Raw genomic sequence first — 23,271 nt, 5'->3', positions numbered from 1 at the left:
TCCATGAAGCTGACCCGCGCTCTATTTTTAAAGGCTCTGCCTGCCGCCGCGCTGGTGCTTGCAGGCTGCACGGCCGCGCCCACCGCACCCGCCGATACGGACGAGTTGGTGTTCGACCACGCCTACCCGCTGGACTACGCCACCCAGTTCACCGCCGACTGCTATGCAGACGGCTCTACCCTGCTGACCATCCCGGACGCACAGGCAAAGTTTCTTGTCCGGCCGGAGGGCGCCGCCACTCTGCGCACCGTACCAGAGGGCGTGACTGTTTTGCAGCAGCCGGTGCAGAACATCTATCTGGTGTCCACCTCTGCCATGGACTTGTTCCTTCATCTGGACGCGCTGGACAGCATTGCCCTTTCCGGCACACGCGCCGAGGGCTGGTATCTGGACGAGGCGAAACAAGCCATGCAGTCCGGGCGCATTGCCTACGCGGGCAAGTACAGCGCCCCGGACTATGAGTGCATCCTGACCGCAGAATGCGGCCTTGCGGTGGAAAATACCATGATCTACCACACCCCGGAAGTGAAGGAGCAGCTGGAACGGTTCGGCATTCCGGTGCTGGTGGAGCGCTCCAGCTACGAGAGCAGCCCGCTGGCGCGGATGGAATGGATCAAGCTGTACGGCATTTTGCTGGGCAAAGAAGCCCTTGCCGAGGAGGTATTCGCCCGGCAGGCGCAGCGCATTGCGCCGCTGCTGGAACAGCCCTCCACCGGCAAACGCTGCGCGTTTTTCTCCATTACTTCCAGCGGCCTTGCCACCGTGCGCAAAAGTGGAGACTATGTAGCGCAGATGATCGGCATGGCCGGGGGCGAATATGTTTTTGCAGACCTTGCCGACAGCGGCAATAGTCTTTCTACGATGAATATCCCGCTGGAGGATCTTTACGCCGGGGTCAAGGATGCCGATGTGCTCATTTACAATGGCACCATCGAGGGCACTATCTCCACCAAGGAAGAGCTGCTTGCCCGCTGCGCATTGCTGACAGAGTGCAAGGCGGTACGCAGCGGGGACATTTGGTGCACGACGCCCAACTTTTTTCAGCAGAGCATGGCGCTGGCAGATTTTATGCTGGATCTCCATGCCGTTTTTACCGGAGAGACTGCCGACCCCGACACCCTGCATTTTTTGACCAAGATCACCTGAGGAGCCGCTTATGACCAGCCGCAAACGCCTTGTTTTATCTTACTGCTGCCTTGCCCTGCTGCTGGCGGTGCTGTTTGCTGTGAGCCTGTTCTGGGGCAGCGTTGCACTTACCCCGCAGGCCGTGCTTGCCGCCCTGACCGGCCGCGGACAGGACGCGCTGAGCGTAGGCATCATCACCCAGCTGCGCCTGCCCCGCGCAGTAATGGCCGCATTGCTGGGCGCTGCGCTTTCGGCGGCAGGCTACTTGTTGCAGACCTTTTTTGCCAACCCCATTGCCGGCCCCTTTGTGATGGGCATTTCCAGCGGGGCAAAGCTGGCGGTGGCGCTAGTAATGGTGCTGTTTTTGAACTACGGTCTGCTGACCAGCTCTGCCGTGCTGATCCTTGCAGCCTTTGTGGGCGCTATGGCAGCTATGGCCTTTGTGCTGGCCGCTGCCCGCCGGGTGCAGCGCATGAGCATCCTTGTAATATGCGGCGTGATGATCGGTTACATCTGCTCTGCCATCACCGAGTTTGTGGTGGCCTTTGCGCAAGACAGCAGCATCGTCAACCTGCACAACTGGTCGCAGGGCAGCTTTTCCGGCATGACATGGGGCAACGTGCGCACGGCGGCGCTGGTGGTGCTGCCCGCGCTGGCGGCAGCTTTCTGTCTTGCAAAGCCCATGGCCGCTTACCAGATGGGCGAGGCCTACGCCCGCAGTGTGGGCGTGGACGTGCGGCGGTTTTCCCGGCTGCTGGTGCTGCTTTCCAGCCTGCTGGCCGCCTGCGTTACCGCCTTTGCGGGGCCCATCTCCTTTGTGGGCATCGCGGTGCCGCACCTTGTCAAGCAGCTGTTGGGCAGCGCCCGCCCGCTGTATGTGCTGCCCGGGTGCTGCTTGGGCGGGGCGGCGTTCTGCCTGCTGTGTGATCTGATCGCCCGCAGCCTGTTTGCGCCCATGGAGCTTTCCATCAGCGCAGTCACCGCTGTATTCGGCGCACCGGTGGTCATTGGGCTGCTGCTGCGCCGCAGCCGGGAGGATGCGCGATGAAAAACTCCGTTGAAACCAATGCCCTTGCCATCGGCTACGGCAAAGCTGCCCTTGCGCGTGATATCGCGCTGGGCGCTGCAAAAGGGCAGGTGCTGGCGCTCATCGGCCCGAACGGCGCGGGCAAATCCACCCTGCTCAAAACGCTAGCCGGACAGCTTGCCCCTTTAGGCGGCGCGGTGCTGCTGGACGGGCAGGAGCTTGCCCGCATCTCCGGCAACGCACGGGCGCAAAAACTGGCGCTGATGCTGCCCCACACCCGCCGCACCGAGCTGACAACCTGCTTTGAGTTTGCGGCGGCAGGGCGCATTCCCTACACCGGGCGGCTGGGCATCCTTTCTGCCGAGGACAAAAAACAGGTACAGAGCGCGCTGGAGCTGGTGGGCGCGGCGCATCTGGCCGACCGCGACTTCAACTGCGTCAGCGACGGGCAGCGGCAGCGCATTCTACTGGCGCGGGCGGTCTGTCAGCAGCCGCAGGTGCTTTTGCTGGATGAGCCCACATCCTTCTTGGACATCAAGGGCAAGATCGAACTGCTGACCATCCTGCAAAAACTGGCACATGAGCAGCAGCTTGCGGTCATCGTCACCCTGCACGAGCTGGATATGGCACAGAAGATCGCGGACGCGGTGGTCTGCGTTTCGCCGCACGGCGTCTCTGCCCCCATGCCCCCGGCGCAGGCCTTTGCCCGGGAAAATATCAAAGCGCTCTATGCCCTGACGGAAGCACAGTACAGCGCCGTTTTTGACCCACCGAAGCCGGAAAAGCCTCAATTCGAACACTATGTGCGCAGCGGGCAGAAGCTGCTGCGCTGCGGCTACACCACCGGCACCTGCGCGGCGCTGGCCGCTGCCGGGGCTGCACGGCTGCTATTGACCGGGACAGCGCCGGAAACGGTCGTCCTGCGAACGCCCAAGGGAATCGTGGTGGAGGTTGCTCCCCTGTTCTGCCGCACCGCTGCCGATGGCGCGGAATGCGCCATTGAAAAGGACGGCGGCGACGACGTGGACGTGACCACCGGTCTGCCGGTGACTGCCACGGTGATGTTGCTGCCCGGCACGCCGGAGGTGCGTATTACCGGCGGCGCAGGGGTTGGCCGGGTGACAAAGCCCGGGCTGGATCAGCCGGTCGGACAAGCCGCCATCAACCATGTACCCCGGCAGATGATCACCGAGGCGCTGCGCCGGGAGGCGGAAGCCGCCTGTTACCCCGGCGGCTTTGCCGTGACCATCTCCATCCCCGGCGGCGAGGAGATAGCCCGGCGCACCTTCAACCCCCATATCGGGGTAGAGGGCGGGCTGTCGGTGCTGGGCACCAGCGGCATTGTGGAGCCCATGAGCCAACAAGCCATTCTGGACACCATCCAGCTGGAGATGAATCAGGCGGCGCTGCGGACAAAAGACCACCGGCTCATCCTTGCCCCGGGCAACTACGGGCTGGATTATCTGCACGAAGCGTATCCGCAGTTTGCTGATATCCCGGTGGTCAAGACGTCCAACTTTATCGGAGATACGCTGGATATGGCAGCAGCGGCACACTTTGAACAGGTGCTGCTGGTGGGACATATCGGCAAGCTGTGCAAGCTGGCAGGCGGCATTATGAACACCCACTCCCACACGGCAGACTGCCGCACGGAGCTGTTCTGCACCCACGCCGCCCTGTGCGGTGCTGACCGGGAGGTTTGCACCGCGCTGTACAATGCAGCTACCACGGATGCCTGTCTGGAAATTCTGGATGCTGCCGGGCTGCGGGAGCCGGTGCTGCAAAGCCTGCTTGCCGCCATCCAGCTGCATCTTGACCGCCGCGCTGGCGGGGCGGTCCGGGTGGGCGCGGTGCTGTTTTCAAACCAGCACGGCCCGCTGGGACAGACCGAAACTGCCGCCCGCCTGTTAGACGAATGGAAGGAGTAATGCACATGGTACATTTTGTGGGCGCCGGGCCCGGCGCACCGGATCTGATCACCCAGCGCGGTGCAGCATTTTTACAGGCCGCAGACTGCATTATTTATGCGGGCAGTCTGGTCAACCCGGCGCTGCTGGGGCTGGCAAAGCCGGGTTGTGCTATCTATAACAGCGCCGAGATGACGCTGGAACAGGTGCTGGATGTGATGCGCCGGATGGAAGCTGACGGCAAAACCACCGTGCGCCTGCACACCGGAGACCCCTGCCTGTACGGTGCGATCCGGGAACAGATGGATGCGCTGGATGCAGACGGTATTTGTTACGATGATACCCCCGGTGTTTCCAGTTTTTGCGGCGCTGCCGCCGCGCTGAACGCCGAGTACACCCTGCCAACGGTCAGCCAGACGGTCATCATCACCCGCATGGAGGGACGCACCCCCGTGCCGGAGCGGGAAAAGCTGGCAAGCCTTGCCGCACACGGCGCGACCATGGTGATTTTCCTGTCCATCGGACTGATCGATAAGGTGCAGGCAGCGCTTTTGCAGGGTGCGTACACACCGGACACCCCCGCCGCCGTGGTGTATAAGGCCAGCTGGCCGGAAGAGAAAATCGTGCGGTGCACGGTCGGTTCTTTAGCTGAGAGCACCCGTGCAGCGGGCATTACCAAGACGGCGCTTATCGTGGTGGGAGATTTTCTCGGCACGCAGTACGAGCGCAGCAAGCTGTATGACCCTGCCTTTACCACCGAGTTCCGCAAAGGAGAGCCGGTATGACCCGCGCCTACCTTGCCTTTACGGATACCGGTCTTGCGCTGGCAAAACGCCTTGCCGATGCCCTGCCCGGCAGCGTTGCCCGGTGCGGGCAGGATGGCGCTTCTCTTGCCGAATGGACAAGCACGCAGTTTGTGCAGTCGGATGCACTGATATTTGTAGGCGCAGCGGGCATTGCAGTGCGGGCTATCGCGCCCCACTGCAAGAGCAAGACCACCGACCCGGCTGTGGTGGTGGTGGATGAATGCGGGCGGTTTGCCGTGCCCATTTTGTCCGGGCATCTGGGCGGCGCGAACGATCTGGCGCGGGCCATTGCTGCTGTATGCGGTGCTGTGCCGGTGATCACCACCGCCACCGATGCCCACGGCATTTTTGCGGTGGACGAGTGGGCAAAGCACCAAAACTGCATGGTGCTGGAACCGGAGCGCATCAAGCTGATCAGCGGCAAATTACTGGCCGGACAGCCGGTATATTACTGGACTGATATCCCGGTAACAGGCACTGCGCCCGCCGGGTTATTCCCGGCAGAAGTCCCGAAAAAGACCGACCTTGCACTCACCCTCTGCCCCACCGGGCAGGCGCTGCATCTTGTGCCGCGCATCGGGGTGCTGGGCATCGGCTGCAAGCGGGGCACAAGCGCCGACACGCTGGAAGCTGCTTTTGCCGCTTTCTGCGCCCGGCATGGTCTTGCTGTGCAGGCAGTTACCGCCGCCGCAAGCATCGACCTGAAGAAGAACGAACCGGGCTTGCTGGCCTTTTGTCAGGCGCACGGCTGGCCGGTGCGTTTTTACTCTGCCGCACAGCTGCGCAGCGCGCCCGGGCAGTTCACTCCCTCCCCTTTTGTACAGAGCGTGACCGGAGTGGACAATGTCTGCGAACGGGCGGCGGTACTGGACGCAGACGGCAGCTTATTTTACCCGAAATTTGCCTGCAACGGCGTGACCTTTGCGCTGGCATGCAGGCCCTTTGCCCCGGACTGGAGGTGGCAGAATGATTGACGTGATGGAAATTGACATCGACCGTCCCGAGAAGATAGTCTATGTCGTGGGGCTTGGCCCCGGCGAGCCTTTTTATATGACCCAGCAGGCTGCAAACACGCTGGAAAGCGTTGACGCGATTTGTGGATACAAGGTCTATCTTGACCTTATCCGCGATGAATTTCCCTGCGAGGAATACTATGCCACCGGCATGACGCAGGAGCTTGACCGCTGCCGCTGGGCGCTGGAAAAAGCACGCACCGGCAAGCGGGTGGCGCTGGTCTGCTCCGGCGATGCCGGGGTGTACGGCATGGCAAGTCCCCTGCTGGAGCTTGCCACGGATTACCCGGACGTTGCCGTGGAAGTCGTGCCCGGACTGACCGCTGCCCTCAGCGGCGGGGCGGTACTGGGCGCGCCGCTGGCGCACGATTTCTGCGTCATTTCCCTTTCCGACCGGCTGACCCCGTGGGAGGTCATCGAGAAGCGGTTGGCCTGCGCCGCTATGGGGGATTTCTGCGTTGCACTGTACAACCCATCCTCTAAGGGCAGGCCGGACTATCTGGCAAAAGCGGTGCACATTCTGCTGGAAAACGGCAAAAGCGCCGATACCGTCTGCGGCATCGTGCGCAACATCGGCCGGGAGGGGCAGACCGCCCGCGTCCTGACCCTTGCGCAGCTGGAACGCACTGCGGTAGATATGTTTACCACCGTGTACATCGGCAACGCCGCTACAAAGCAGCTGGGCGGCAGAATGGTCACCCCGCGGGGGTACCGCAGATGAAGGCAGTGGTTTTCAGCGGCACAACCGAGGGACGGGTGTTCTCCCGGCAGCTGGCGGCGCTGGGCGCAGAGGTGCTGGTCAGCGTAGCCACCCCGCTGGGTGCGGAGGAGCAGGGCGAAGCGGAGGGCATCTCCGTGCACTGCGGGCGGCTGACCACCGAAGAAATGACCGCCCTTTTGCAGGGCGCTGCCTTGTGCGTGGACGCCACCCACCCCTACGCGGTGGACGCCACCAAAAACATCCGGGCAGCGTGTGCAGCAGCCAGAGTGGAATACCACCGACTACTGCGGGCAGAAAGCCCGCTGCCTGCCGGGAGCATGGTGTTTGCCACCGCCGCCCACGCCGCTGCGTTTCTGGCCGAGTGCAGCGGCAATGTGCTGCTGGCTACCGGCGCAAAAGAACTTGCCGCCTTTGCGGCGCTCAACCCGGAGCGGCTGTTCCCCCGGGTGCTGCCCACGCGGGAGGGCATTGCCGCCTGCGAAGCTGCCAGTATCCCGCACAAGAACATCATTGCTATGCAGGGGCCATTCAGCTATGCGCTGAACTGCGCCCTGATGAAGCAATTTTCCATTCGGTATCTGGTTACAAAGGACGGCGGCGCTGTGGGCGGCTTTGCCGAAAAGGCACAGGCCGCGCAGGACACCGGTGCACAGCTGATCGTGGTGCGCCGCCCGGCTGAAAACGGACAAACTGCCGCACAAATTCTGGCACGCTGCAAGGAGGTTCTGGTATGATCTCTCTGATCGGAATGGGCTCCGGCTGCCCGGAAAACCTGACCACACAGGGGCTTGCTGCGCTGCAAGGCGCAGGGCTCATCCTTGGGGCAAAGCGCCTGCTGGAGCATTTACCGGTGGGGTGCACTGATAACTGCAAAGCCGTGTATAAATCCGAGGAAATCCTTGCGTGTCTTGCCGCACAGCCGGATACAGACACTGCTGTTTTGTACAGCGGCGACACCGGGTTTTACTCCGGTGCGGCAAAGCTGTTACCCCTGCTGCGGGCTATGGGATACTCTGTCCGGGTGCTGCCCGGGCTTTCCAGTGTGCAGCTTTTAGCCGCCGCTGTGGGACGCCCTTGGCAGGACTGGAAACTGGTGTCGGCGCATGGCCGCGCCTGCGACCCGGTGGCTGAGGTTTTGGCGCATCCACAGGTGTTTTTCCTCACCGGCGGCGGGGACACCCCTGCCACCCTTTGCGCCAAACTGACCGCCGCCGGGCTGGGCGCTGCTCACGCCCTTGTGGGCGAAAACCTTGACACCCCGGCAGAAGCCATCCGCTTTGGCCTTGCCCGGGAACTGGCAGAGCAAACCTTTGCACCGCTGAGCGTATTGCTCATCGAACGGGAGGCCTTGCCGCCCCGCCGCACCCCCGGTTTGCCGGACGATGCTTTTATCCGGGGCGCTGTGCCTATGACAAAACAGGAGGTGCGCGCCGCCGCACTGGCAAAGCTGGCTGTCACCCCCACGGATACCCTGTGGGACGTGGGTGCAGGCACCGGCAGCGTGAGCGTGGAGCTGGCGCTTGCTGCACCTGCCGGGCAGGTATATGCCGTGGAGTGTGACCCGGAAGCCTGTGCACTGATCCAGCAAAACCGGGAGAAATTTGCTGCATACAACTTGACCCTGGTCGAGGGCAAAGCACCCGAAGCATTGGACGCGCTGCCCGCCCCGGATGCTGTATTCATCGGCGGTACAAAGGGCAATATGGACGCCGTTATAGACGTTGTGCTGCACAAAAATCCAGACGCGCGGCTGTGCATCGCCGCCATTGCGCTGGAAACGCTCAGTGCCGCCGTAGCTGCCCTGACCGCTCACGGTCTTGCCGCCGAGGTGACACAGATCGCCGTCAACCGCACAAAAGCGGCGGGCAGTCTGCATTTGCTGATGGCCAACAACCCGGTGTTTCTCATTACGGGGGCACGGACATGATGCAGTTTCTCATCGCCGCGCCGCGCTCCGGCAGCGGCAAGACCACCGTTACCTGTGCAGTGCTTACCGCATTGCAGCGGCGCGGGGCTGACCCCTGCGCCTTCAAATGCGGGCCGGACTACATCGACCCCATGTTCCACCGCAGCGCGCTAGGGGTAGAAAGCCACAACTTAGACCTCTACCTCTCTGCCCCGGATACGGTGCGCACACTTTACGCCCGCTATGCCGCCGGGCATGGCGCTGCCGTATGTGAGGGTGCCATGGGTTATTACGATGGGCAGGGGCTGACCACACGCGCAAGTGCATGGGAACTGGCCGACACGCTTGCTCTGCCGGTGCTGCTGGTGGTGCAGCCCAAAGGGGCAAGCATCACCCTTGCCGCCGAGCTGCGGGGGCTTTTGCAGTTCCGCACGCCCAGCCATATCGTGGGCATTCTGCTCAATGCTTGCTCCGAAGATTTATACAAAACGCTGCGTCCAATGCTGGAAGCCGAGACCGGGCTGCCGGTGGTGGGGTATCTGCCCCATCTGCCGGGATGTACCATTGAGAGCCGTCACCTCGGGCTGAAAACCGCCGGGGAGGTTGCGGACTTACAGCAAAAGCTGGGTCAACTGGCCGATGCCCTTGTACTGGACTGGGCACAGCTGGCGGCACTGACCGACCGCCCTACCCCGGCTGCGCCGCAGCTTGCCGCACCGTGCGCACCCGCCGTCCGCATTGCCGTGGCGCAGGATGAAGTCTTCTGCTTTGCCTACGCCGAAACGCTGGACGCCTTGCGGGACGCGGGTGCGGAACTTGTATTTTTCAGTCCGCTGCGGGACGCAGCCCTGCCGGAAAATATCGGCGGGCTGTACCTGCCCGGGGGCTACCCGGAGCTGTACGCCCGGCAGCTGAGCGAGAGCTGCGCCCTGCGTGCTGCCATCCGGGACGCTGTGCAAGAGGGTCTGCCCACCGCTGCCGAGTGCGGCGGCTTTCTGTACCTAGGGCAGGCGCTGGAGGGCACGGACGGCAAGGTTTACCCCATGGCGGGTGCGCTGCCGGGCAGTGGGCACAATGCCGGGCGGCTGGTGCGCTTTGGCTATGCCGCCATGACGGCAAAGGCCGACAGTATGCTTTTCCGCACCGGAGAAGCGTTGCCTATCCACGAATTCCACCACTGGGATTCCTCCGAGAATGGCACAGACTTTTCTGTGCGCAAAGCCGAAAAAATGCAGTGGGAATGCGGCTTTGCCAACGCGCATTTGTACGCCGGTTTCCCGCATCTTTACTGGGCGGGCACTGTCCTGCCCCGCCGCTTTGTACAAGCAGCGCAGCACTTTTTAAAACACAAAGGATGACGAAAATGACCGAAGCTAAACTGATGCAGCTGCTTGCTGCCATCACCCCGCCGGACGAAGCCGCCCGCGCCGCCGCCCATGCCCACTGGGCAAGCCTTGCCAAGCCCTTGGGCGGGCTGGGTGCGCTGGAGACCCTGCTGGAGGATGCCGCCGCGCTTACCGGCACGGCGCAGTTTGATTTTTCCCGCCGGGCGGTGGCGGTGCTCTGCGCGGACAATGGCGTGGTGGCGCAGGGCGTAAGCCAGACCGACCAGAGCGTGACCCGCACCGTAGCCGAAAACCTTGCCGCGCGGCGCACCAGCGTATGCCGGATGGCGCAGGCGGCGCACTGCGATGTGCTGCCGGTGGATATGGGCATCGCCGGTGCGCCGGTGTCCGGCGTGCGGGACTGCCGCATTGCCGCCGGAACTGCGGACTTCGCCAAAGGCCCCGCCATGACACGCGCCGAGGCAGTGGAGGCCATTGGCCGGGGCATCGCCCTGACCCGGCAGCTTGCCGCCGAGGGTTACGGGCTGGTGGCTACCGGCGAAATGGGCATTGGCAACACCACCACCTCCAGCGCCGTGGCTGCCGTGCTGCTGGCACAGCCGGTGCAGACCATGACCGGGCGTGGTGCGGGGCTTTCCGATGCAGGGCTTGCCCGCAAGGTGGAGGCCATCCGGCGGGGCATCGCCTGCAATGCCCCCGACCCCGATGACGCCTTGGACGTACTGAGCAAGCTGGGCGGCTTTGATATCGCCGGGCTGTGCGGGATGTTTTTGGGCGGGGCACTGGCGGGTGTACCCGTGCTGATGGACGGTTTCATCAGCGGGGTGGCAGCGCTGTGCGCCGTGCGGCTGTGCCCGGCAGCATCCAAGGCTGTGTTTGCCAGCCACTGTTCCACCGAGCCTGCCGCCCGGCTGGTACTGGAAGCATTAGGCAAAACGCCCCTGCTCACCGCCGGGCTGCATCTGGGCGAGGGCACCGGCGCAGTGGCCAGCATCCCGCTGTGGGACATGGCGCTGGCGGTGTATGAGGGGTGCTATTCCTTTGCGGAGGGCGGCATTGCGCCGTATACGCCCCAATGCTGACGCTGGTGCTGGGCGGCGCTGCCAGCGGAAAAAGCGAATATGCCGAAGCCCTTGTGCTGCGCAGCGCTTTGCCGCGGTACTATCTGGCCACCATGCAGGTATGGGATGCCGAGTGCGCCGCCCGGGTGGAAAAGCACCGCAAAATGCGCGCTGCGAAGCAGTTTGAGACCATCGAATGTCCGCTGCATTTAGAGACAGTGCGTCTGCCCCGCAAGGGGACGGCACTGCTGGAGGACTTAGGCAACCTGACCGCCAACGAGCTGTACGACCCCGCCGGTGCGGGCGATGCCGCCGCCGCGCACATTTTGCAGGGGCTGGATGCCCTTGCCGCGCAGTGTGAAAATTTGATCGTTGTTTCCAACGAGGTGTTCAGCGGCGGCGCGGACTATGCCGGGGATACAGACCGCTATCTGCTGGCGCTGGCGCGGGTGAACAACGCCCTTGCCGCCCGGGCAGACGCCGTGGTGCGGGTGGTGTGCGGCATTCCTGTCTATTATAAAGGAGTGGAAAAATGATCGTTTTGCAGACCATTGCGGTGGCCTTTGCCATGTTTTCGGCGGTGCCGGTGCCGCAGTTTGGGTGGAACGAAAAGAATATGCGATATGCGCTGTGCGCCTTCCCGCTGGTAGGGCTTTTATGCGGGGCGCTGTGGTGCGTGTGCGGGGTGCTGCCCCTGCCCGCCCCGGCGCAGACGGCAGGGTTCTGCCTTGTGCCGGTTTGGGTGACCGGCGGCATCCATCTGGACGGCTATGCCGACACCTGCGACGCCCTTGCCAGCTACGGCGACCGGGAAAAGAAGCTGGAAATTTTAAAGGATCCGCACTGCGGTGCCTTTGCGGTCATCCGGCTGTGCAGCTATTTTGCGGCTTATCTCTGCCTTGCCGCCTGCGTGCAGTTCACCCCCCTGGTGGGCGCGCTGTGGACGCTGGCGCTGGTGCTGGAGCGGGCACTTTCCGGCCTTGCGGTGGCAGCCTTTCCCATGGCCAAAAACACCGGCCTTGCCCACACTTTTGCAACTGCCGCCGACCGCACCGCCGTGCGCAATGTGCTGGCAGTGCTGGCAGCGCTGCTTTGCGGTGCGCTGCTGGTTTTAGGCGGCGGGGCGCTGGCAGCAGTTGCAATTTTTCTGTTTTTGTGGTATCACCATGTAGCCGTACAGCAGCTGGGCGGCATTACCGGCGATTTAGCCGGGTGGTTTTTGCAAAAGACTGAGCTGTGGATGCTGGCGGCGCTGTGCGCCTGCCAGTGGGGAGGGCTGATATGATCTTGATCACTGGGCCGTTTTACAGCGGCAAGCGCACCTTTGCCCGCACCCTGCCCGGCCGCTGCATTGCGGATGTGCAGCAGCTTGCCGCCGGGTGCAAAGACAGCGCCGAACTTGAGAAACTTGCGGACAAATTATCCGCTTATGATATCGTTCTGTCCACTGAGGTGGGCGGCGGTGTGGTACCCATAGACCCCGTAGAGCGTGCCGCGCGGGAAAACGCCGGGCGGCTGGCCTGTATGCTGGCCGCGCGCGCTGCGTGCGTGGTGCAGATGTTCTGCGGCATCCCCACCGTTTTGAAAGGAGAATTGCCGGAATGCTGATCTATTTATTACGTCACGGACTGACCGAATACAACGCCGAAAAGCGCTATCAGGGGCAGCGGGATATCCCCCTTTCTGCCGCCGGGCGCGCTATGCTGTGCCGGGCAGACATTTCCCCCAAGACCGTATACATTACTCCTCTTTGCCGCACCCGGCAGACCGCCGAGGTGCTGTTCCCGGGCGCAAAGCTTATAGAAATAGACGGGCTGAAGGAGATGTGCTTTGGCAGCTTTGAGGGGAGAAATTATATCGAGATGGAGCACGACCCGGACTATCTTGCATGGGTAGCCGCCAATTGCGAAAGTCCCTGCCCGGACGGCGAGACCAAAGCCGCGTTTTGCGAGCGTATCTGCGCGGCCTTTTCTGCACTGGTGGATAAAGCCCTTGCGGACGGCGAGGAGATGCTGGTCATTTTAGCCCACGGCGGCACCCAGATGGCTGCCATGGAACGCTATGCCCTGCCCCACAGGGATTATTACGAATGGTGTGCCCCCAACGCGGGCGGCTTTGTGCTGGATGCCCGGGACTGGGCGGCAAAACGGGTGCTGCATCTGGTAAAGACCGTACAGTACACAACGGAGGCGCAGGCATGATCGGCTACGCGGTACTGGGCGGTTTTGTGCTGGACGCCATTTTCGGCGACCCCGCGTGGCTGCCGCACCCGGTAGTGTACATGGGCAAGGCCATCTCCGCGCTGGAAAAAAGGCTGCGTGCCCGCCTGCCCAAAACGCCGGAGGGTGAGCTTTGGGGCGGGCGCATTTTAGCTTTTTGCCTACCGGTGGGCACCTTTGTGCTTACAAGCCTTGTCTGTATGGGTGCCGCTGCCCTGCACCCGCTGCTGGGGCTGGCGGTGCAGATGTTCTGGTGCGGACAGGCACTGGCGGCAAAGGGGCTGGTGCAGGAGAGCATGAACGTCTACCGGGAGCTGACAAAGCCCGACCTACCCGCCGCCCGCATTGCCGTGAGCCGCATCGTGGGACGGGATACCGAGGCGCTGACCGCTGAGGGCGTGACCAAGGCCGCTGTGGAAACGGTTGCCGAAAACGCCAGCGACGGCGTGATTGCACCGCTTTTCTATATGCTGCTGGGCGGTGCACCGCTGGCGCTTACTTATAAAGCCATCAACACCATGGACAGCATGGTGGGCTACAAAAACACGCAGTATCTTTATTTTGGCCGTGCGGCGGCAAAGCTGGACGATGTTGCCAACTACCTGCCCAGCCGCATTGCCGCTTTGCTGTGGGTGGCTGCTGCCGCCCTGACCGGCAACGATGCCCGCAGTGCGTGGCGTATCTGGCGGCGGGACAGGCGCAACCATGCCAGCCCCAACAGCGCCCAGACCGAGAGCGCCTGCGCCGGTGCACTGAACGTGCAGCTGGCCGGGCCTGCCTATTATTTTGGTGAATACTATCCCAAGCCCACCATCGGCGATTCCGTGCGTCCCATTGAGCCGGAGGATATCCGCCGCGCGGACCGCATGATGTACGCCGAAAGCCTGCTGGCGCTGGCGCTTGGGCTGGTGATACGAGGTATTTTATGATGCAGTTGGTACATGGCGGCGACTGGGCAGGTTACCGGGCGCAGTACGGACAGGACGCGCTGGATCTTTCCGCAAACGTGAGCCCGCTGGGACTGCCGGAAGGGGTGGCAAAGGCCATCACTGCTGCGCTTACCACCGCAGACCGCTACCCTGACCCCCTCTGCCGCGCCCTGCGGGCAAAGCTGGCAGTGCACGAGAAGATGCCCGCAGAGCAGATTCTTTGCGGCAACGGCGCGGCAGACCTTGTCTTCCGGCTGGTGTGGGCGGCAAAGCCCCGCACCGCCCTGCTGCCCGCCCCTACCTTTGCGGAGTATGCCGCCGCGCTGGAAACGGCCAGCTGCACCATCCGGCGGCATTTTCTGCGCGAGGACGAAGATTTTGCAGTGACCGAAGCGTTTATTTCCGCTGTGGACGAGGACGCCGACATGGTATTCCTCTGCCAGCCCAATAACCCTACCGGGCAGCTGACCCCGCTGCCGCTGGTGGAAGCCCTGCTGCACCGGTGCGAGGCTTGCGGTGCGCTGCTGGTGGTGGACGATTGCTTTCTGGACTTTCTGCCGGAAAGCGAAGCGCTGTCTGCCAAAAAGCTTCTGGCAAGCCCGAACCTCATCATCCTGAAAGCCTTTACAAAGCTGTACGGCATGGCCGGGGTGCGGCTGGGCTACTGCCTGTGCAGCAACACCGCCCTGCTGGATAAGATGCAGGCCGCCGGGCAGCCGTGGGCAGTCTCCAGCCTTGCACAGGCGGCAGGGCTGGCGGCACTGGATGAGACTGCCTATGTGGCACGGGTGCAAGAATTGATTACACAGCAGCGTCCCATTTTGCGGGACGGCTTGCGCGCACTGGGGCTGCGGGTGCTGGATGGCAGCGCGAATTATCTGCTGTTTCAGGCATCAGAAACACTGGGCGACAGCCTGCGGCAGCGCGGCATCGTGCTGCGCAGCTGCGGCAATTACCCCGGGTTAGACAGCAGCTGGTACCGCACCGCCGTGCGCACCGCGCCGGAAAACCAGCAGCTGTTAAAAGCCTTACAGGAGGTGCTTGCATGAGCCGGGCAAAATGCATTATGGTACAGGGCACGATGAGCGGTGCGGGCAAAAGTCTGCTGTGCACCGCGCTGTGCCGTATTTTTGCGCAGGACGGCTACCGGGTAGCCCCCTTTAAAAGCCAGAACATGGCGCTGAACAGCTTTGTCACCCGGGACGGGCTGGAAATGGGCCGCGCACAGGTGGTGCAGGCACAGGCCGCCGGCATGGAGCCGGATGTGCGCATGAACCCCATTCTGCTCAAACCCAGCAGCGATGTGGGCAGTCAGGTCATCGTAAACGGCGAGGTGCGCGGACAGATGCCCGCAGCCGCCTACTTCAAACTGAAAAAAAGCCTCATCCCGGACATTTTAGCCGCCTACGACAGCCTTGCCGAAGAGGTGGACATCATCGTCATTGAGGGCGCGGGCAGCCCGGCAGAGATCAACTTAAAGGCGGACGATATCGTCAACATGGGGCTGGCAAAGCTGGTGGATGCACCGGTGCTGCTGGCGGGTGATATCGACCGGGGCGGCGTGTTTGCGCAGCTATACGGCACGGTAGAGCTGCTGGAGCCCGCCGAGCGGGCACGCATCAAAGGGCTGGTCATCAACAAGTTCCGGGGCGATGCCGCCATCCTGAAGCCCGGCCTTACCATGCTGGAAGAAAAGACCCATCTGCCGGTGCTGGGCGTTGTGCCCTACCTGCGGGTGGATATCGAGGACGAGGACTCCCTCTCCTCCCGGCTGGAAAGCAGCAGCGCCGTTAAGCCGCTGGATGCTGCCATTCTGCGGCTGCCGCATATCTCCAATTTTACGGATTTTATGCCACTGGAACAGCACCCGCTGCTGAGCGTGCGGTATGTGCAAAGCCCCCGGCAGCTGGGCGCACCGGATGTGGTCATTCTGCCGGGCACTAAAAACACCATAGACGACCTGCTCTGGCTGCGGCAGTGCGGGCTGGAAGCTGCGGTGCAGAAACTGGCAGCCTCCGGCACGCCGGTGCTGGGTGTGTGCGGCGGCTACCAGATGCTGGGCGAGACCCTTGCCGACCCGGAGGGCACCGAGAGCGGACGCAGCCAAACTGTGCGCGGGCTGGGGCTTCTGCCCACCCGGACCGTGTTCACGGATGCAAAGCACCGCACGCAGGATACCGCCACCGTCACCGCGCCGCAGCTGATGGGGGCAGCGCTGACCGGCTACCAGATCCATACCGGGCGTACTGCTGTGCAGGGCGTACCCTTCTGCCGCCTTGCGGACGGCAGCGCCGAGGGCTGCGTGCAGGGCAACGTGGCGGGCACTTATCTGCACGGGCTGTTCGACACCGGAGAACTGACCGAAAAGCTGGTGCAGCTGCTGTGCAGCCGCAAGGGCATCTCCCCTGCCGAGGCGCCGCTGCTCTCCATGCAGGAGTACCGGCAGCAGCAGTTTGACCTGCTGGCCGACGGCGTGCGCCGGGCGCTGGACATGGACGCCCTGTACGCCGCCATGGGACTGGAAAGGGGGAACGCCCTATGACCCCGCAGCACCATCTGCCCGCCGACATTGAGCGGACGAGCCTTTCCATCATCACCGCGGAGCTGGACACACTGGGTCTGACCCCGCCGCCGGAGACTGCCGCTGTGGTCAAGCGGGTCATCCACACCACCGCAGATTTCGACTACGCCCGCAACCTGCGCTTCACCCCCGGCGCGGTGGCGGCGGGCGTGGCGGCGCTGCAAGCCGCCGCACCCATCGTTACCGACACCAACATGGCGCTTTCCGGCATTACAAAGCCGGGCCTTGCGCGGCTGGGCGGCATGGCGCTGTGCTACATGGCCGACCCGGAGGTGGCCGCACTGGCAAAGGCCAACGGCACCACCCGGGCGGTAGCCTCCATGCAAAGAGCCGCCGCCGAGCACCCCGGTGCCATTCTTGCGGTGGGCAACGCCCCTACGGCCTTATTGACCATTGCCGACCTGATTGAAGCCGCCGGGCTGCGCCCTGCGCTGGTCATTGGCGTACCGGTGGGCTTTGTGAACGTGGTGGAGAGCAAGGAGCGGCTGTTTGCCGTCTGCGCTGCCCACGGTGTGCCCGCCATCGTTGCCATGGGGCGCAAGGGCGGCAGCAACGTTGCCGCTGCCATCTGCAACGCGCTGGTGTATTCCGCCGCCGGGATGCTGGACCCCACCGACCGGGGATGGAAATAAGAAGCTGTACCAATAATCAAAAATGTGGTATAATGTGGCTATGATTATCAAAAACGAAAGAAAGCATTACGCCAGCGATTTGGCGGACAGCCAGTGGGCTATGATTGCCCCTCTCTTTCCCCCTGCAGGGCATAAAAGCAAGTGGGAAAAACGGGAACTTGTGGATGCAGTCTTATACCTTGTAGAGAATGGCTGTAAATGGCGTAATCTTCCCCACGACTTTCCGCCGTATACCACGGTGTCCAACTTTTATCATGCAGCTGTCAAAAGCGGGCTATGGGAGAAGCTCCTGGCAGCACTGGTTGCCCAGACAAGGGAACAGGCAGACAAGAAAGCGCAGCCGACTTATGGAATCATTGATTCCCAAAGTGTAAAAACAACTGGTCCGGCTCAGGAGCGTGGAATTGACGGTGGAAAAAACGAAAGGACGAAAAAGACACATTGTAGTTGATACAATGGGCAACCTGCTCGCTGTCGTAGTACATGCTGCCAATATTCATGATACGAAAGCCGGGATTCTTGCTGCAAAACGGGCGGTCGAGAAATATCCCTCCATCCGGCGCTTTTGCGCAGATGCCGGTTACCGCAAGACTTTTGAGAAGGATGTCAAAGAGACTCTGGGGCTGGAGGTTGACATTTCTGCGAGAATCAAGCCCGAGTGGACGATCCTTCCGAAGAGATGGATCGTAGAACGTACCCTGGCATGGATCAACTATTCCAGACGCCTTTCCAAAGACTATGAGATTACAGTTGTATCAGCTCAGGCTATGTGCATGATCGCCGCTCTACGAACTCTTATTGCTCGGTTTTGAACTTATTGGTACGGGTTCTTAGACGAACTGCAACGAATCTTAACATGAACCGAATGCTTTTGCCAAGGAAAGTTGGTCGCAAAGAAAAAGACTTTGTGCTATACTGTGTTAAAAATCATTGCAAAGGTGGGAATATCATGACCCCTGCAAGAAAGCTGTATCTGGATAATATTCGCTGGATGACGGTGGTTTTGGTGGTGATCTACCATGTGGTCTATATGTACAATGGCGTACAGCCTTTTGGTGTGATTGGCCCCTTCCGGGAGCATCAGTTACAGGATTGCTTTCAATATCTGGTTTACCCTTGGTTCATGGCATTGCTGTTTGTCGTGTCGGGTATGAGTGCACGGTACTATCTGCAAAGCCATATCGCAAAACAATTTGTGAAAGATAAAACCCGCAAGCTGCTGGTTCCGTCCACGATTGGCTTGTTCGTGTTCCAGTGGCTTCTTGGTATCTACAACCTGAAAATTGGCGGCGGACTGAACATTGCGGACCTTCCGATGCCTATAGTATATCTGATCACCGTGCTGTCCGGTGTAGGACCTCTGTGGTACATCCAGATGCTCTGGCTGTTCTCCATGCTTTTGCTTGTGGTTCGGAAAATTGAAAAAGACCGGGTCTGGAACTTCTGTTCCAAAGCACCGGTCTGGAGCATTCTGATGTTGACGATTGTTGTTTATGGTTCGGCACAGGTGCTGAACACCCAGGTCGTCACCGTTTATCGGTTTGGTATTTATGGATTCTGCTTCTTTGCAGGCTATTTTCTGTTTTCCCACGAGGAAGTAATGGAATGGCTGTGCAAGTGGTGGTGGATGCTTGACGCAGTCTCGGCTGTGCTTGGCATCTCGTACACCGTGCGCTATTTTGGTGAAAATTACGCCATTGCACCGGTTCTGAACAACATCCATGCCTGCGTTTACTGCTGGTTTGCCATTCTTGGAATCCTTACAACGATGAAAAAATATGCCGATATCTCAACCGCATTCACACGCTGGATGGCGAAGAAGTCATGGGGGTTGTACATTTTTCATTATCTTCCCATTGCTGTGATCTCGTATGAACTGCACGAACACGCCCCTAACACGCCGGAAGTGCTGGTCTATCTGCTGGTGGGCACCGGAGCCTTTGTGGGCGCATTCCTGCTGGATGAACTCATCAGCCGGATCCCGATTCTGCGCTGGTGCGTCCTTGGAATCAAAAAGGAGAAAAACCATGTTTCAAGATAATCTGATTTCCCTGCGGAAGCTCCACGGCTTTTCACAGGACGAACTGGCGGAAAAAATCGGCGTGACACGCCAGACCTTATCCAAGTACGAAACAGGGGTATCACTTAGATAAAGATACCACACCATTCCCACGCTGACTTTTGCTCAACCGATACAGCCGGAGGGCTGGATAACAAGAAAAGGCGGTATGCGCCCCGTGGAGGGGTAGCGTACCGCCTTTTCTTGTGGGGGTTTCCAAAGGGGGCAACGCCCCCATTTGGCACACGACTTTGCGAAGCAAAGTGTAGTGTGTTATACGCTCTGTCGGCGTTGCCGTGAAAATGCCGTTGCCGCCGGGGAGGGCAAGGGCATTTGAAGCGGCAGGAAAACAGGGCTGTGCTTGCGTGGCGTAGAGCCGTAAGCACAGGTCTGGTTTCAACAGCAGACTGGGCGTATATGAAAGCCCCCGTCCCTCGTCCTACGCTCCGACTTGTGGACAAAGTGTCCCGAAGTTGTGGCTACACTCCCGGAAAAGTAACAGGACAGCGGGCAACCGTCAAGGCTGAAATGAACGGGTTTACACTCGGCCTTGACCGCCACCCGCCGTCCCGCTGAATGGGTGGACAAGGCGGCCAATCCCTCAAAGTGCTTGGCCGCTCTCGTTCTGATTTTGGAGCGTTTCTTTTCTCATAATGAAATGGGCGGGAAGCCATTTTAGGGCTTTCCCTCCTTGATTGCCCATCTGCAAAGACGGGCGGGACTGTCAACGGCGGCGCATGAAATGCGCCGTTCATTTTGACCGTTGACTGGCTTGGCTGCCTTTGCTATTTCTCTGATAAATGAAATTTCGATTTTTAGAAATCGTTTAAGATAGCAATGCGGCTCCACTTGAAATTTTTTCTTTTACTGCAAAAACAGCCTCTTGGATAGAATAGGTTGTCGTTTCTATAACATTCGATTCATATATCCCCAAATTACAAAATTGCTCCCACATTGTTTCTACTAATTCAACATTTGTTTTTCTGTCTAATTTTGAGCGTTCCACAGCTCGTTTCATAGTTTCTTCTTTACTGGCTCTTAAAACAATATAGTGTACTTCATAATCTTCTCGAACAAGGGCTCTCCATGGTTCTAAAAACCACGGCCCGACAATTCCATCTACAATTACATCATATCCGCCGCGGGCATAGCGCTTTGCAGCTTCTAAAAAGGCTTCAATGACAACTAAATTTTGTTCGTTGGACTCTGGTAAATGCGGCGGTATTGCTCCTTTGCTTAAATAATGAAAAAAGTCGTCTGTGTGCATATGCACAGATTTATCCATGTTCGATTCTTTTGCGACAATCGACGCAGTTGTTGTCTTTCCTGTTCCCGGCGAACCTGTAATCACAATAATTCTTCCTTGATTCATCTACATTCTCCCTCGCAATTCAGATTTACCGCTCTCTTTCTGGTTTTGGAGCGTTTCTTCTCTCAAGATTGAAATGGGCGGGAAGCCATTTTAGGGCTTTCCCGCCTTGATTGCCCATCAGCAAAGACGGGCGGGACTGTCAACGGCGGCGCATTTATGCGCCGTTCATCTTGACCGTTGATTGGCCCCGCTAACTTTGCTACTCTGTTCTAAGTAATTCCTCAATTTGTTTTTTCATATATTCTACAAGTGCCATCGCTTCCTTTTCTACTGTCTCCCATTCATCAGACAAATTTCCCAAATAAGCTTCCTTTGCCGTTGTTAGCAGGGGGGAGAATCTCTCCGGCAATTTTAAAATTACCCATTTTGCGGCAACATCTTTTGTCGTGATTTCTTCTGTTACTAAAGTAAACCACATTCGTGATAAGGTTAATAACACATTTCTTTCATCACCCTTAAAGCTGGAAATCAAACCAGGTAAAGAAAACCGAATTGCTTTTTTAATTTCGTGAAATGGGATAGCGGGAATAAGCTCTTTGCTTTCCGCCCCCTTCAAAGTTATGCTATTTTTTCTTGCTTGCCATAATAAAATCATTATATCTGGGTCATTGCAGGCTTGCGGATATTCTCCTGCTTCCATCTCTCCCCTTAGCCATTCACCATACATATACTGACATTTTGGCGGAAATTGCAACGGAACAATATCAGATTGATTGATAATAGTTACCTCTAAAGGTCTTTTTTCAATACAGCCTACGGAGCCAGAAATTTTCAATAATTGCTTTGTTAGATCTGCTCTGATTGAATTACTCAATTCTTGTTTAGTAATTATCAGTATATCTATATCACTATCTGGACGCAGCCCATTCATTGTTGCTGAACCATATAAATATATCCCCAATATTTGACCTTGTAATATGGTTTCTGCTATTGAAATAACTTGATTTACTTGTTGTGGAAATTCATTTATATTCATTGTAACTCCTATATGTATTTATTTTTACTCCTCAACAACTGATAAAACAGCGTCTAAGGCTAATTCTAAGGCTATGGATATACTTGTTTTTCCCCATTCTCTTTCTTGGTATTTATGAGGGTCTGCAAGAGTATCGGCTGAAAAAAGCAGCATAGCCCATGTAACTTTTCTAAATTTTGCACACGCCGCCAATGCGGAACATTCCATTTCTACTACTTGACATCCCTCTTCTTTCCGATACTGAACCATTTCTACTGTTTCTCGATAAAAACCGTCTGTTGTCCATGTTTTAACTTCCCAATATGGTATATTCTTTTGGCTTAAAGCAGATTCAATCGCATTTATACCAGCCTTTGAAATCTCTACTTCTCGGGAGGGAGGAAGATAATGGTAAGATGTTCCCTCATCTCTCAATGCAGAAACAGGTATCAAAAATCTATTTTCCGGGATGTCTTCCAATACGCCGCAGGAGCCGACGGAAATAATCTTTGTTACACCCGCTGCAATTAAATATTCTAAAACTTGGACGGCAGCAGCACTTCCCACAGGAGCCGGACATAGACATATTTTCTCCTGATTATAAAGACATTCATAAATAGGATATCGTCTTGTTGCACTTTCAAATTCATCTATCTGTATTCCATCATGGGTATGTGCATAATTTTCAACCTCGTCTCCTAAAAAAGCAAACACTGCTTTTGCAGGAAAACATTTTTTCCCATTTCCCGGCTGAAAAACAGCTTTTGATGCGGTATCGTACTCTAAAACAGGGTAGTCATGCTTTACTAATGGCATATTATTATCTCGAATAACAGGCTATTATTCTATTCCTTTCATCATCTTTTTTGCCAACTGCTTGAACAGGTCGGCAGTTTCTTCATCCATCGGCGTAAGCTGTCCGATCTGTCCGGCAACCATCGCCGCTACATCGTCAATGGAAAGCGGGTTTTGCTTCTGTTCCGCCAATGCGTCCCGCATGGCTTGGAACATCGCGGCGGTCACAGCTTCTCCCGGCTGTTCCCCGTTGTCAATGGCTTTCTTAATATCCCGCAGGATAGCAAGGAACACATTTTTGATTTTCTCAATCTCCGCCTCATGTTCCCCCATCTTCTGGGCGTTCAAAAGCTGTAAATCCTGCTTTGCTTCCGCCCGGTGTTCCGGGTGTTCTTTCATCAGGTCGGACAGGGAAGCCGTTGCTATCTCGATAAGCTGGTTTCTTGCTGTTATGCCTTTTGCCGCTGTGTCCTGAAAATAAATCCGTATCAAATCTATCAGCTTAGGAAAATTCCTGTGTTCCAACAGGCGGTTGAGGATTTGCACATCAACAGCACCCGTCACGAGCCCCCTCACGGCTCCCTCGGACAAGCCTAATTCAGAAATATCGTAGCTTTTACGGACGCTCACGGTGGATAAGCCCAGTATGTAGTCTGTCGATACCTTAAATTCCTTTGCCACGCCTATGAGAATATCACTGCTGACCGTTCTCGTTTCGCCGCTGACAATGCGGCTCTACTGGGAAGCGGAAACCCCTATCTTCTCCGCAAGTTCCTTTTGTGTGATGTGGTTCCCGTTGCATAAATCGGAAATCCGC

The 23,271-nt window shown here is 58.6% G+C and carries 26 protein-coding genes; 22 read left to right on the top strand and 4 right to left on the bottom strand.

Annotated features, from left to right (window positions below; translation table 11 throughout):
• Positions 1-3 precede the first annotated feature (3 nt).
• The 22 genes from ACXPUX_RS08655 to ACXPUX_RS08550 all read left to right on the top strand — a co-directional run bounded on the left by ACXPUX_RS08655 (position 4) and on the right by ACXPUX_RS08550 (position 19,426).
• Complete coding sequence (locus ACXPUX_RS08655; protein WP_458827942.1) at positions 4-1,146, top strand: ABC transporter substrate-binding protein; 1,143 nt, start codon at positions 4-6, stop codon at positions 1,144-1,146.
• Between the two features lie 10 nt (positions 1,147-1,156).
• Positions 1,157-2,173, top strand: coding sequence for a FecCD family ABC transporter permease (locus ACXPUX_RS08650; protein ID WP_458827941.1), 1,017 nt, complete (start codon positions 1,157-1,159; stop codon positions 2,171-2,173).
• A complete protein-coding gene (gene cbiD / locus ACXPUX_RS08645; RefSeq protein ID WP_458827939.1) occupies positions 2,170-4,080 on the top strand; it encodes a cobalt-precorrin-5B (C(1))-methyltransferase CbiD in 1,911 nt (636 codons plus the stop codon). The genes ACXPUX_RS08650 and cbiD overlap by 4 nt, the downstream gene beginning before the upstream one ends.
• A gap of 5 nt (positions 4,081-4,085) precedes the next feature.
• A complete protein-coding gene (cobM, locus tag ACXPUX_RS08640; protein ID WP_458827938.1) occupies positions 4,086-4,844 on the top strand; it encodes a precorrin-4 C(11)-methyltransferase in 759 nt (252 codons plus the stop codon).
• Positions 4,841-5,839: a cobalt-precorrin 5A hydrolase gene (locus tag ACXPUX_RS08635; protein WP_458827937.1), complete on the top strand. Its 999-nt coding sequence runs from the start codon at positions 4,841-4,843 to the stop codon at positions 5,837-5,839. Before cobM ends, ACXPUX_RS08635 begins: the two co-directional genes overlap by 4 nt.
• The gene (gene cobJ, locus ACXPUX_RS08630) at positions 5,832-6,599 is read left to right on the top strand and encodes a precorrin-3B C(17)-methyltransferase (RefSeq protein WP_458827936.1); all 768 of its coding nucleotides are present in this window, start codon (positions 5,832-5,834) and stop codon (positions 6,597-6,599) included. The genes ACXPUX_RS08635 and cobJ overlap by 8 nt, the downstream gene beginning before the upstream one ends.
• Entirely contained in the window at positions 6,596-7,333 is a 738-nt protein-coding gene (cobK, locus tag ACXPUX_RS08625; protein WP_458827935.1) for a precorrin-6A reductase, read from the top strand. Before cobJ ends, cobK begins: the two co-directional genes overlap by 4 nt.
• Positions 7,330-8,526, top strand: coding sequence for a precorrin-6y C5,15-methyltransferase (decarboxylating) subunit CbiE (gene cbiE, locus ACXPUX_RS08620; RefSeq protein ID WP_458827934.1), 1,197 nt, complete (start codon positions 7,330-7,332; stop codon positions 8,524-8,526). Before cobK ends, cbiE begins: the two co-directional genes overlap by 4 nt.
• Positions 8,523-9,863 (top strand): cobyrinate a,c-diamide synthase, encoded by a 1,341-nt coding sequence (locus tag ACXPUX_RS08615; protein WP_458827933.1) that lies wholly within the window; start codon positions 8,523-8,525, stop codon positions 9,861-9,863. Before cbiE ends, ACXPUX_RS08615 begins: the two co-directional genes overlap by 4 nt.
• 5 nt (positions 9,864-9,868) lie before the next feature.
• Entirely contained in the window at positions 9,869-10,933 is a 1,065-nt protein-coding gene (cobT, locus tag ACXPUX_RS08610; protein ID WP_458827932.1) for a nicotinate-nucleotide--dimethylbenzimidazole phosphoribosyltransferase, read from the top strand.
• Positions 10,927-11,448 carry a bifunctional adenosylcobinamide kinase/adenosylcobinamide-phosphate guanylyltransferase gene (locus tag ACXPUX_RS08605; protein WP_458827931.1) on the top strand — a complete coding sequence of 174 codons (522 nt, stop codon included), beginning with the start codon at positions 10,927-10,929 and terminating at the stop codon, positions 11,446-11,448. Before cobT ends, ACXPUX_RS08605 begins: the two co-directional genes overlap by 7 nt.
• The gene (locus tag ACXPUX_RS08600; protein ID WP_458827930.1) at positions 11,445-12,197 is read left to right on the top strand and encodes an adenosylcobinamide-GDP ribazoletransferase; all 753 of its coding nucleotides are present in this window, start codon (positions 11,445-11,447) and stop codon (positions 12,195-12,197) included. Before ACXPUX_RS08605 ends, ACXPUX_RS08600 begins: the two co-directional genes overlap by 4 nt.
• Positions 12,194-12,520 (top strand): bifunctional adenosylcobinamide kinase/adenosylcobinamide-phosphate guanylyltransferase, encoded by a 327-nt coding sequence (locus tag ACXPUX_RS08595; RefSeq protein WP_458827929.1) that lies wholly within the window; start codon positions 12,194-12,196, stop codon positions 12,518-12,520. The genes ACXPUX_RS08600 and ACXPUX_RS08595 overlap by 4 nt, the downstream gene beginning before the upstream one ends.
• Positions 12,514-13,113, top strand: a complete 600-nt coding sequence (locus ACXPUX_RS08590; protein WP_458827928.1) for a histidine phosphatase family protein — start codon at positions 12,514-12,516, stop codon at positions 13,111-13,113. The genes ACXPUX_RS08595 and ACXPUX_RS08590 overlap by 7 nt, the downstream gene beginning before the upstream one ends.
• Positions 13,110-14,060 carry an adenosylcobinamide-phosphate synthase CbiB gene (gene cbiB, locus ACXPUX_RS08585; RefSeq protein ID WP_458827927.1) on the top strand — a complete coding sequence of 317 codons (951 nt, stop codon included), beginning with the start codon at positions 13,110-13,112 and terminating at the stop codon, positions 14,058-14,060. The genes ACXPUX_RS08590 and cbiB overlap by 4 nt, the downstream gene beginning before the upstream one ends.
• Entirely contained in the window at positions 14,060-15,109 is a 1,050-nt protein-coding gene (locus ACXPUX_RS08580) for a pyridoxal phosphate-dependent aminotransferase (RefSeq protein ID WP_458831210.1), read from the top strand. The genes cbiB and ACXPUX_RS08580 overlap by 1 nt, the downstream gene beginning before the upstream one ends.
• Positions 15,106-16,602, top strand: coding sequence for a cobyric acid synthase (locus ACXPUX_RS08575; protein ID WP_458827926.1), 1,497 nt, complete (start codon positions 15,106-15,108; stop codon positions 16,600-16,602). Before ACXPUX_RS08580 ends, ACXPUX_RS08575 begins: the two co-directional genes overlap by 4 nt.
• Positions 16,599-17,273, top strand: a complete 675-nt coding sequence (locus tag ACXPUX_RS08570) for a precorrin-8X methylmutase (protein ID WP_458827925.1) — start codon at positions 16,599-16,601, stop codon at positions 17,271-17,273. The genes ACXPUX_RS08575 and ACXPUX_RS08570 overlap by 4 nt, the downstream gene beginning before the upstream one ends.
• 40 nt (positions 17,274-17,313) lie before the next feature.
• The gene (locus ACXPUX_RS08565) at positions 17,314-17,724 is read left to right on the top strand and encodes a transposase (protein ID WP_458831208.1); all 411 of its coding nucleotides are present in this window, start codon (positions 17,314-17,316) and stop codon (positions 17,722-17,724) included.
• Positions 17,684-18,085, top strand: coding sequence for a transposase (locus ACXPUX_RS08560; RefSeq protein ID WP_458831206.1), 402 nt, complete (start codon positions 17,684-17,686; stop codon positions 18,083-18,085). Before ACXPUX_RS08565 ends, ACXPUX_RS08560 begins: the two co-directional genes overlap by 41 nt.
• A gap of 137 nt (positions 18,086-18,222) precedes the next feature.
• Positions 18,223-19,314: an acyltransferase family protein gene (locus ACXPUX_RS08555; protein ID WP_458827924.1), complete on the top strand. Its 1,092-nt coding sequence runs from the start codon at positions 18,223-18,225 to the stop codon at positions 19,312-19,314.
• A complete protein-coding gene (locus ACXPUX_RS08550; protein WP_458827923.1) occupies positions 19,301-19,426 on the top strand; it encodes a helix-turn-helix transcriptional regulator in 126 nt (41 codons plus the stop codon). Before ACXPUX_RS08555 ends, ACXPUX_RS08550 begins: the two co-directional genes overlap by 14 nt.
• A 732-nt stretch (positions 19,427-20,158) precedes the next feature.
• On the opposite strand, the gene ACXPUX_RS08545 is transcribed toward ACXPUX_RS08550, so the two are convergent.
• The 4 genes from ACXPUX_RS08545 to ACXPUX_RS08530 all read right to left on the bottom strand — a co-directional run bounded on the left by ACXPUX_RS08545 (position 20,159) and on the right by ACXPUX_RS08530 (position 23,135).
• The gene (locus ACXPUX_RS08545) at positions 20,159-20,704 is read right to left on the bottom strand and encodes an AAA family ATPase (protein ID WP_002578721.1); all 546 of its coding nucleotides are present in this window, start codon (positions 20,702-20,704) and stop codon (positions 20,159-20,161) included.
• A gap of 199 nt (positions 20,705-20,903) precedes the next feature.
• Entirely contained in the window at positions 20,904-21,680 is a 777-nt protein-coding gene (ant(9), locus tag ACXPUX_RS08540; protein ID WP_052084611.1) for an aminoglycoside nucleotidyltransferase ANT(9), read from the bottom strand.
• A gap of 24 nt (positions 21,681-21,704) precedes the next feature.
• Positions 21,705-22,475, bottom strand: a complete 771-nt coding sequence (locus ACXPUX_RS08535; protein WP_052802846.1) for a nucleoside phosphorylase — start codon at positions 22,473-22,475, stop codon at positions 21,705-21,707.
• 24 nt (positions 22,476-22,499) lie between these two features.
• Positions 22,500-23,135, bottom strand: a complete 636-nt coding sequence (locus ACXPUX_RS08530) for a hypothetical protein (protein WP_458827921.1) — start codon at positions 23,133-23,135, stop codon at positions 22,500-22,502.
• Between the last annotated feature and the right edge of the window lie 136 nt (positions 23,136-23,271).

It is taken from the genome of Faecalibacterium sp. PGM34, assembly GCF_054456555.1.
The sequence above is the reverse complement of the archived record's forward strand: the minus strand, read 5'-3'. Positions and strand labels throughout refer to the sequence as shown.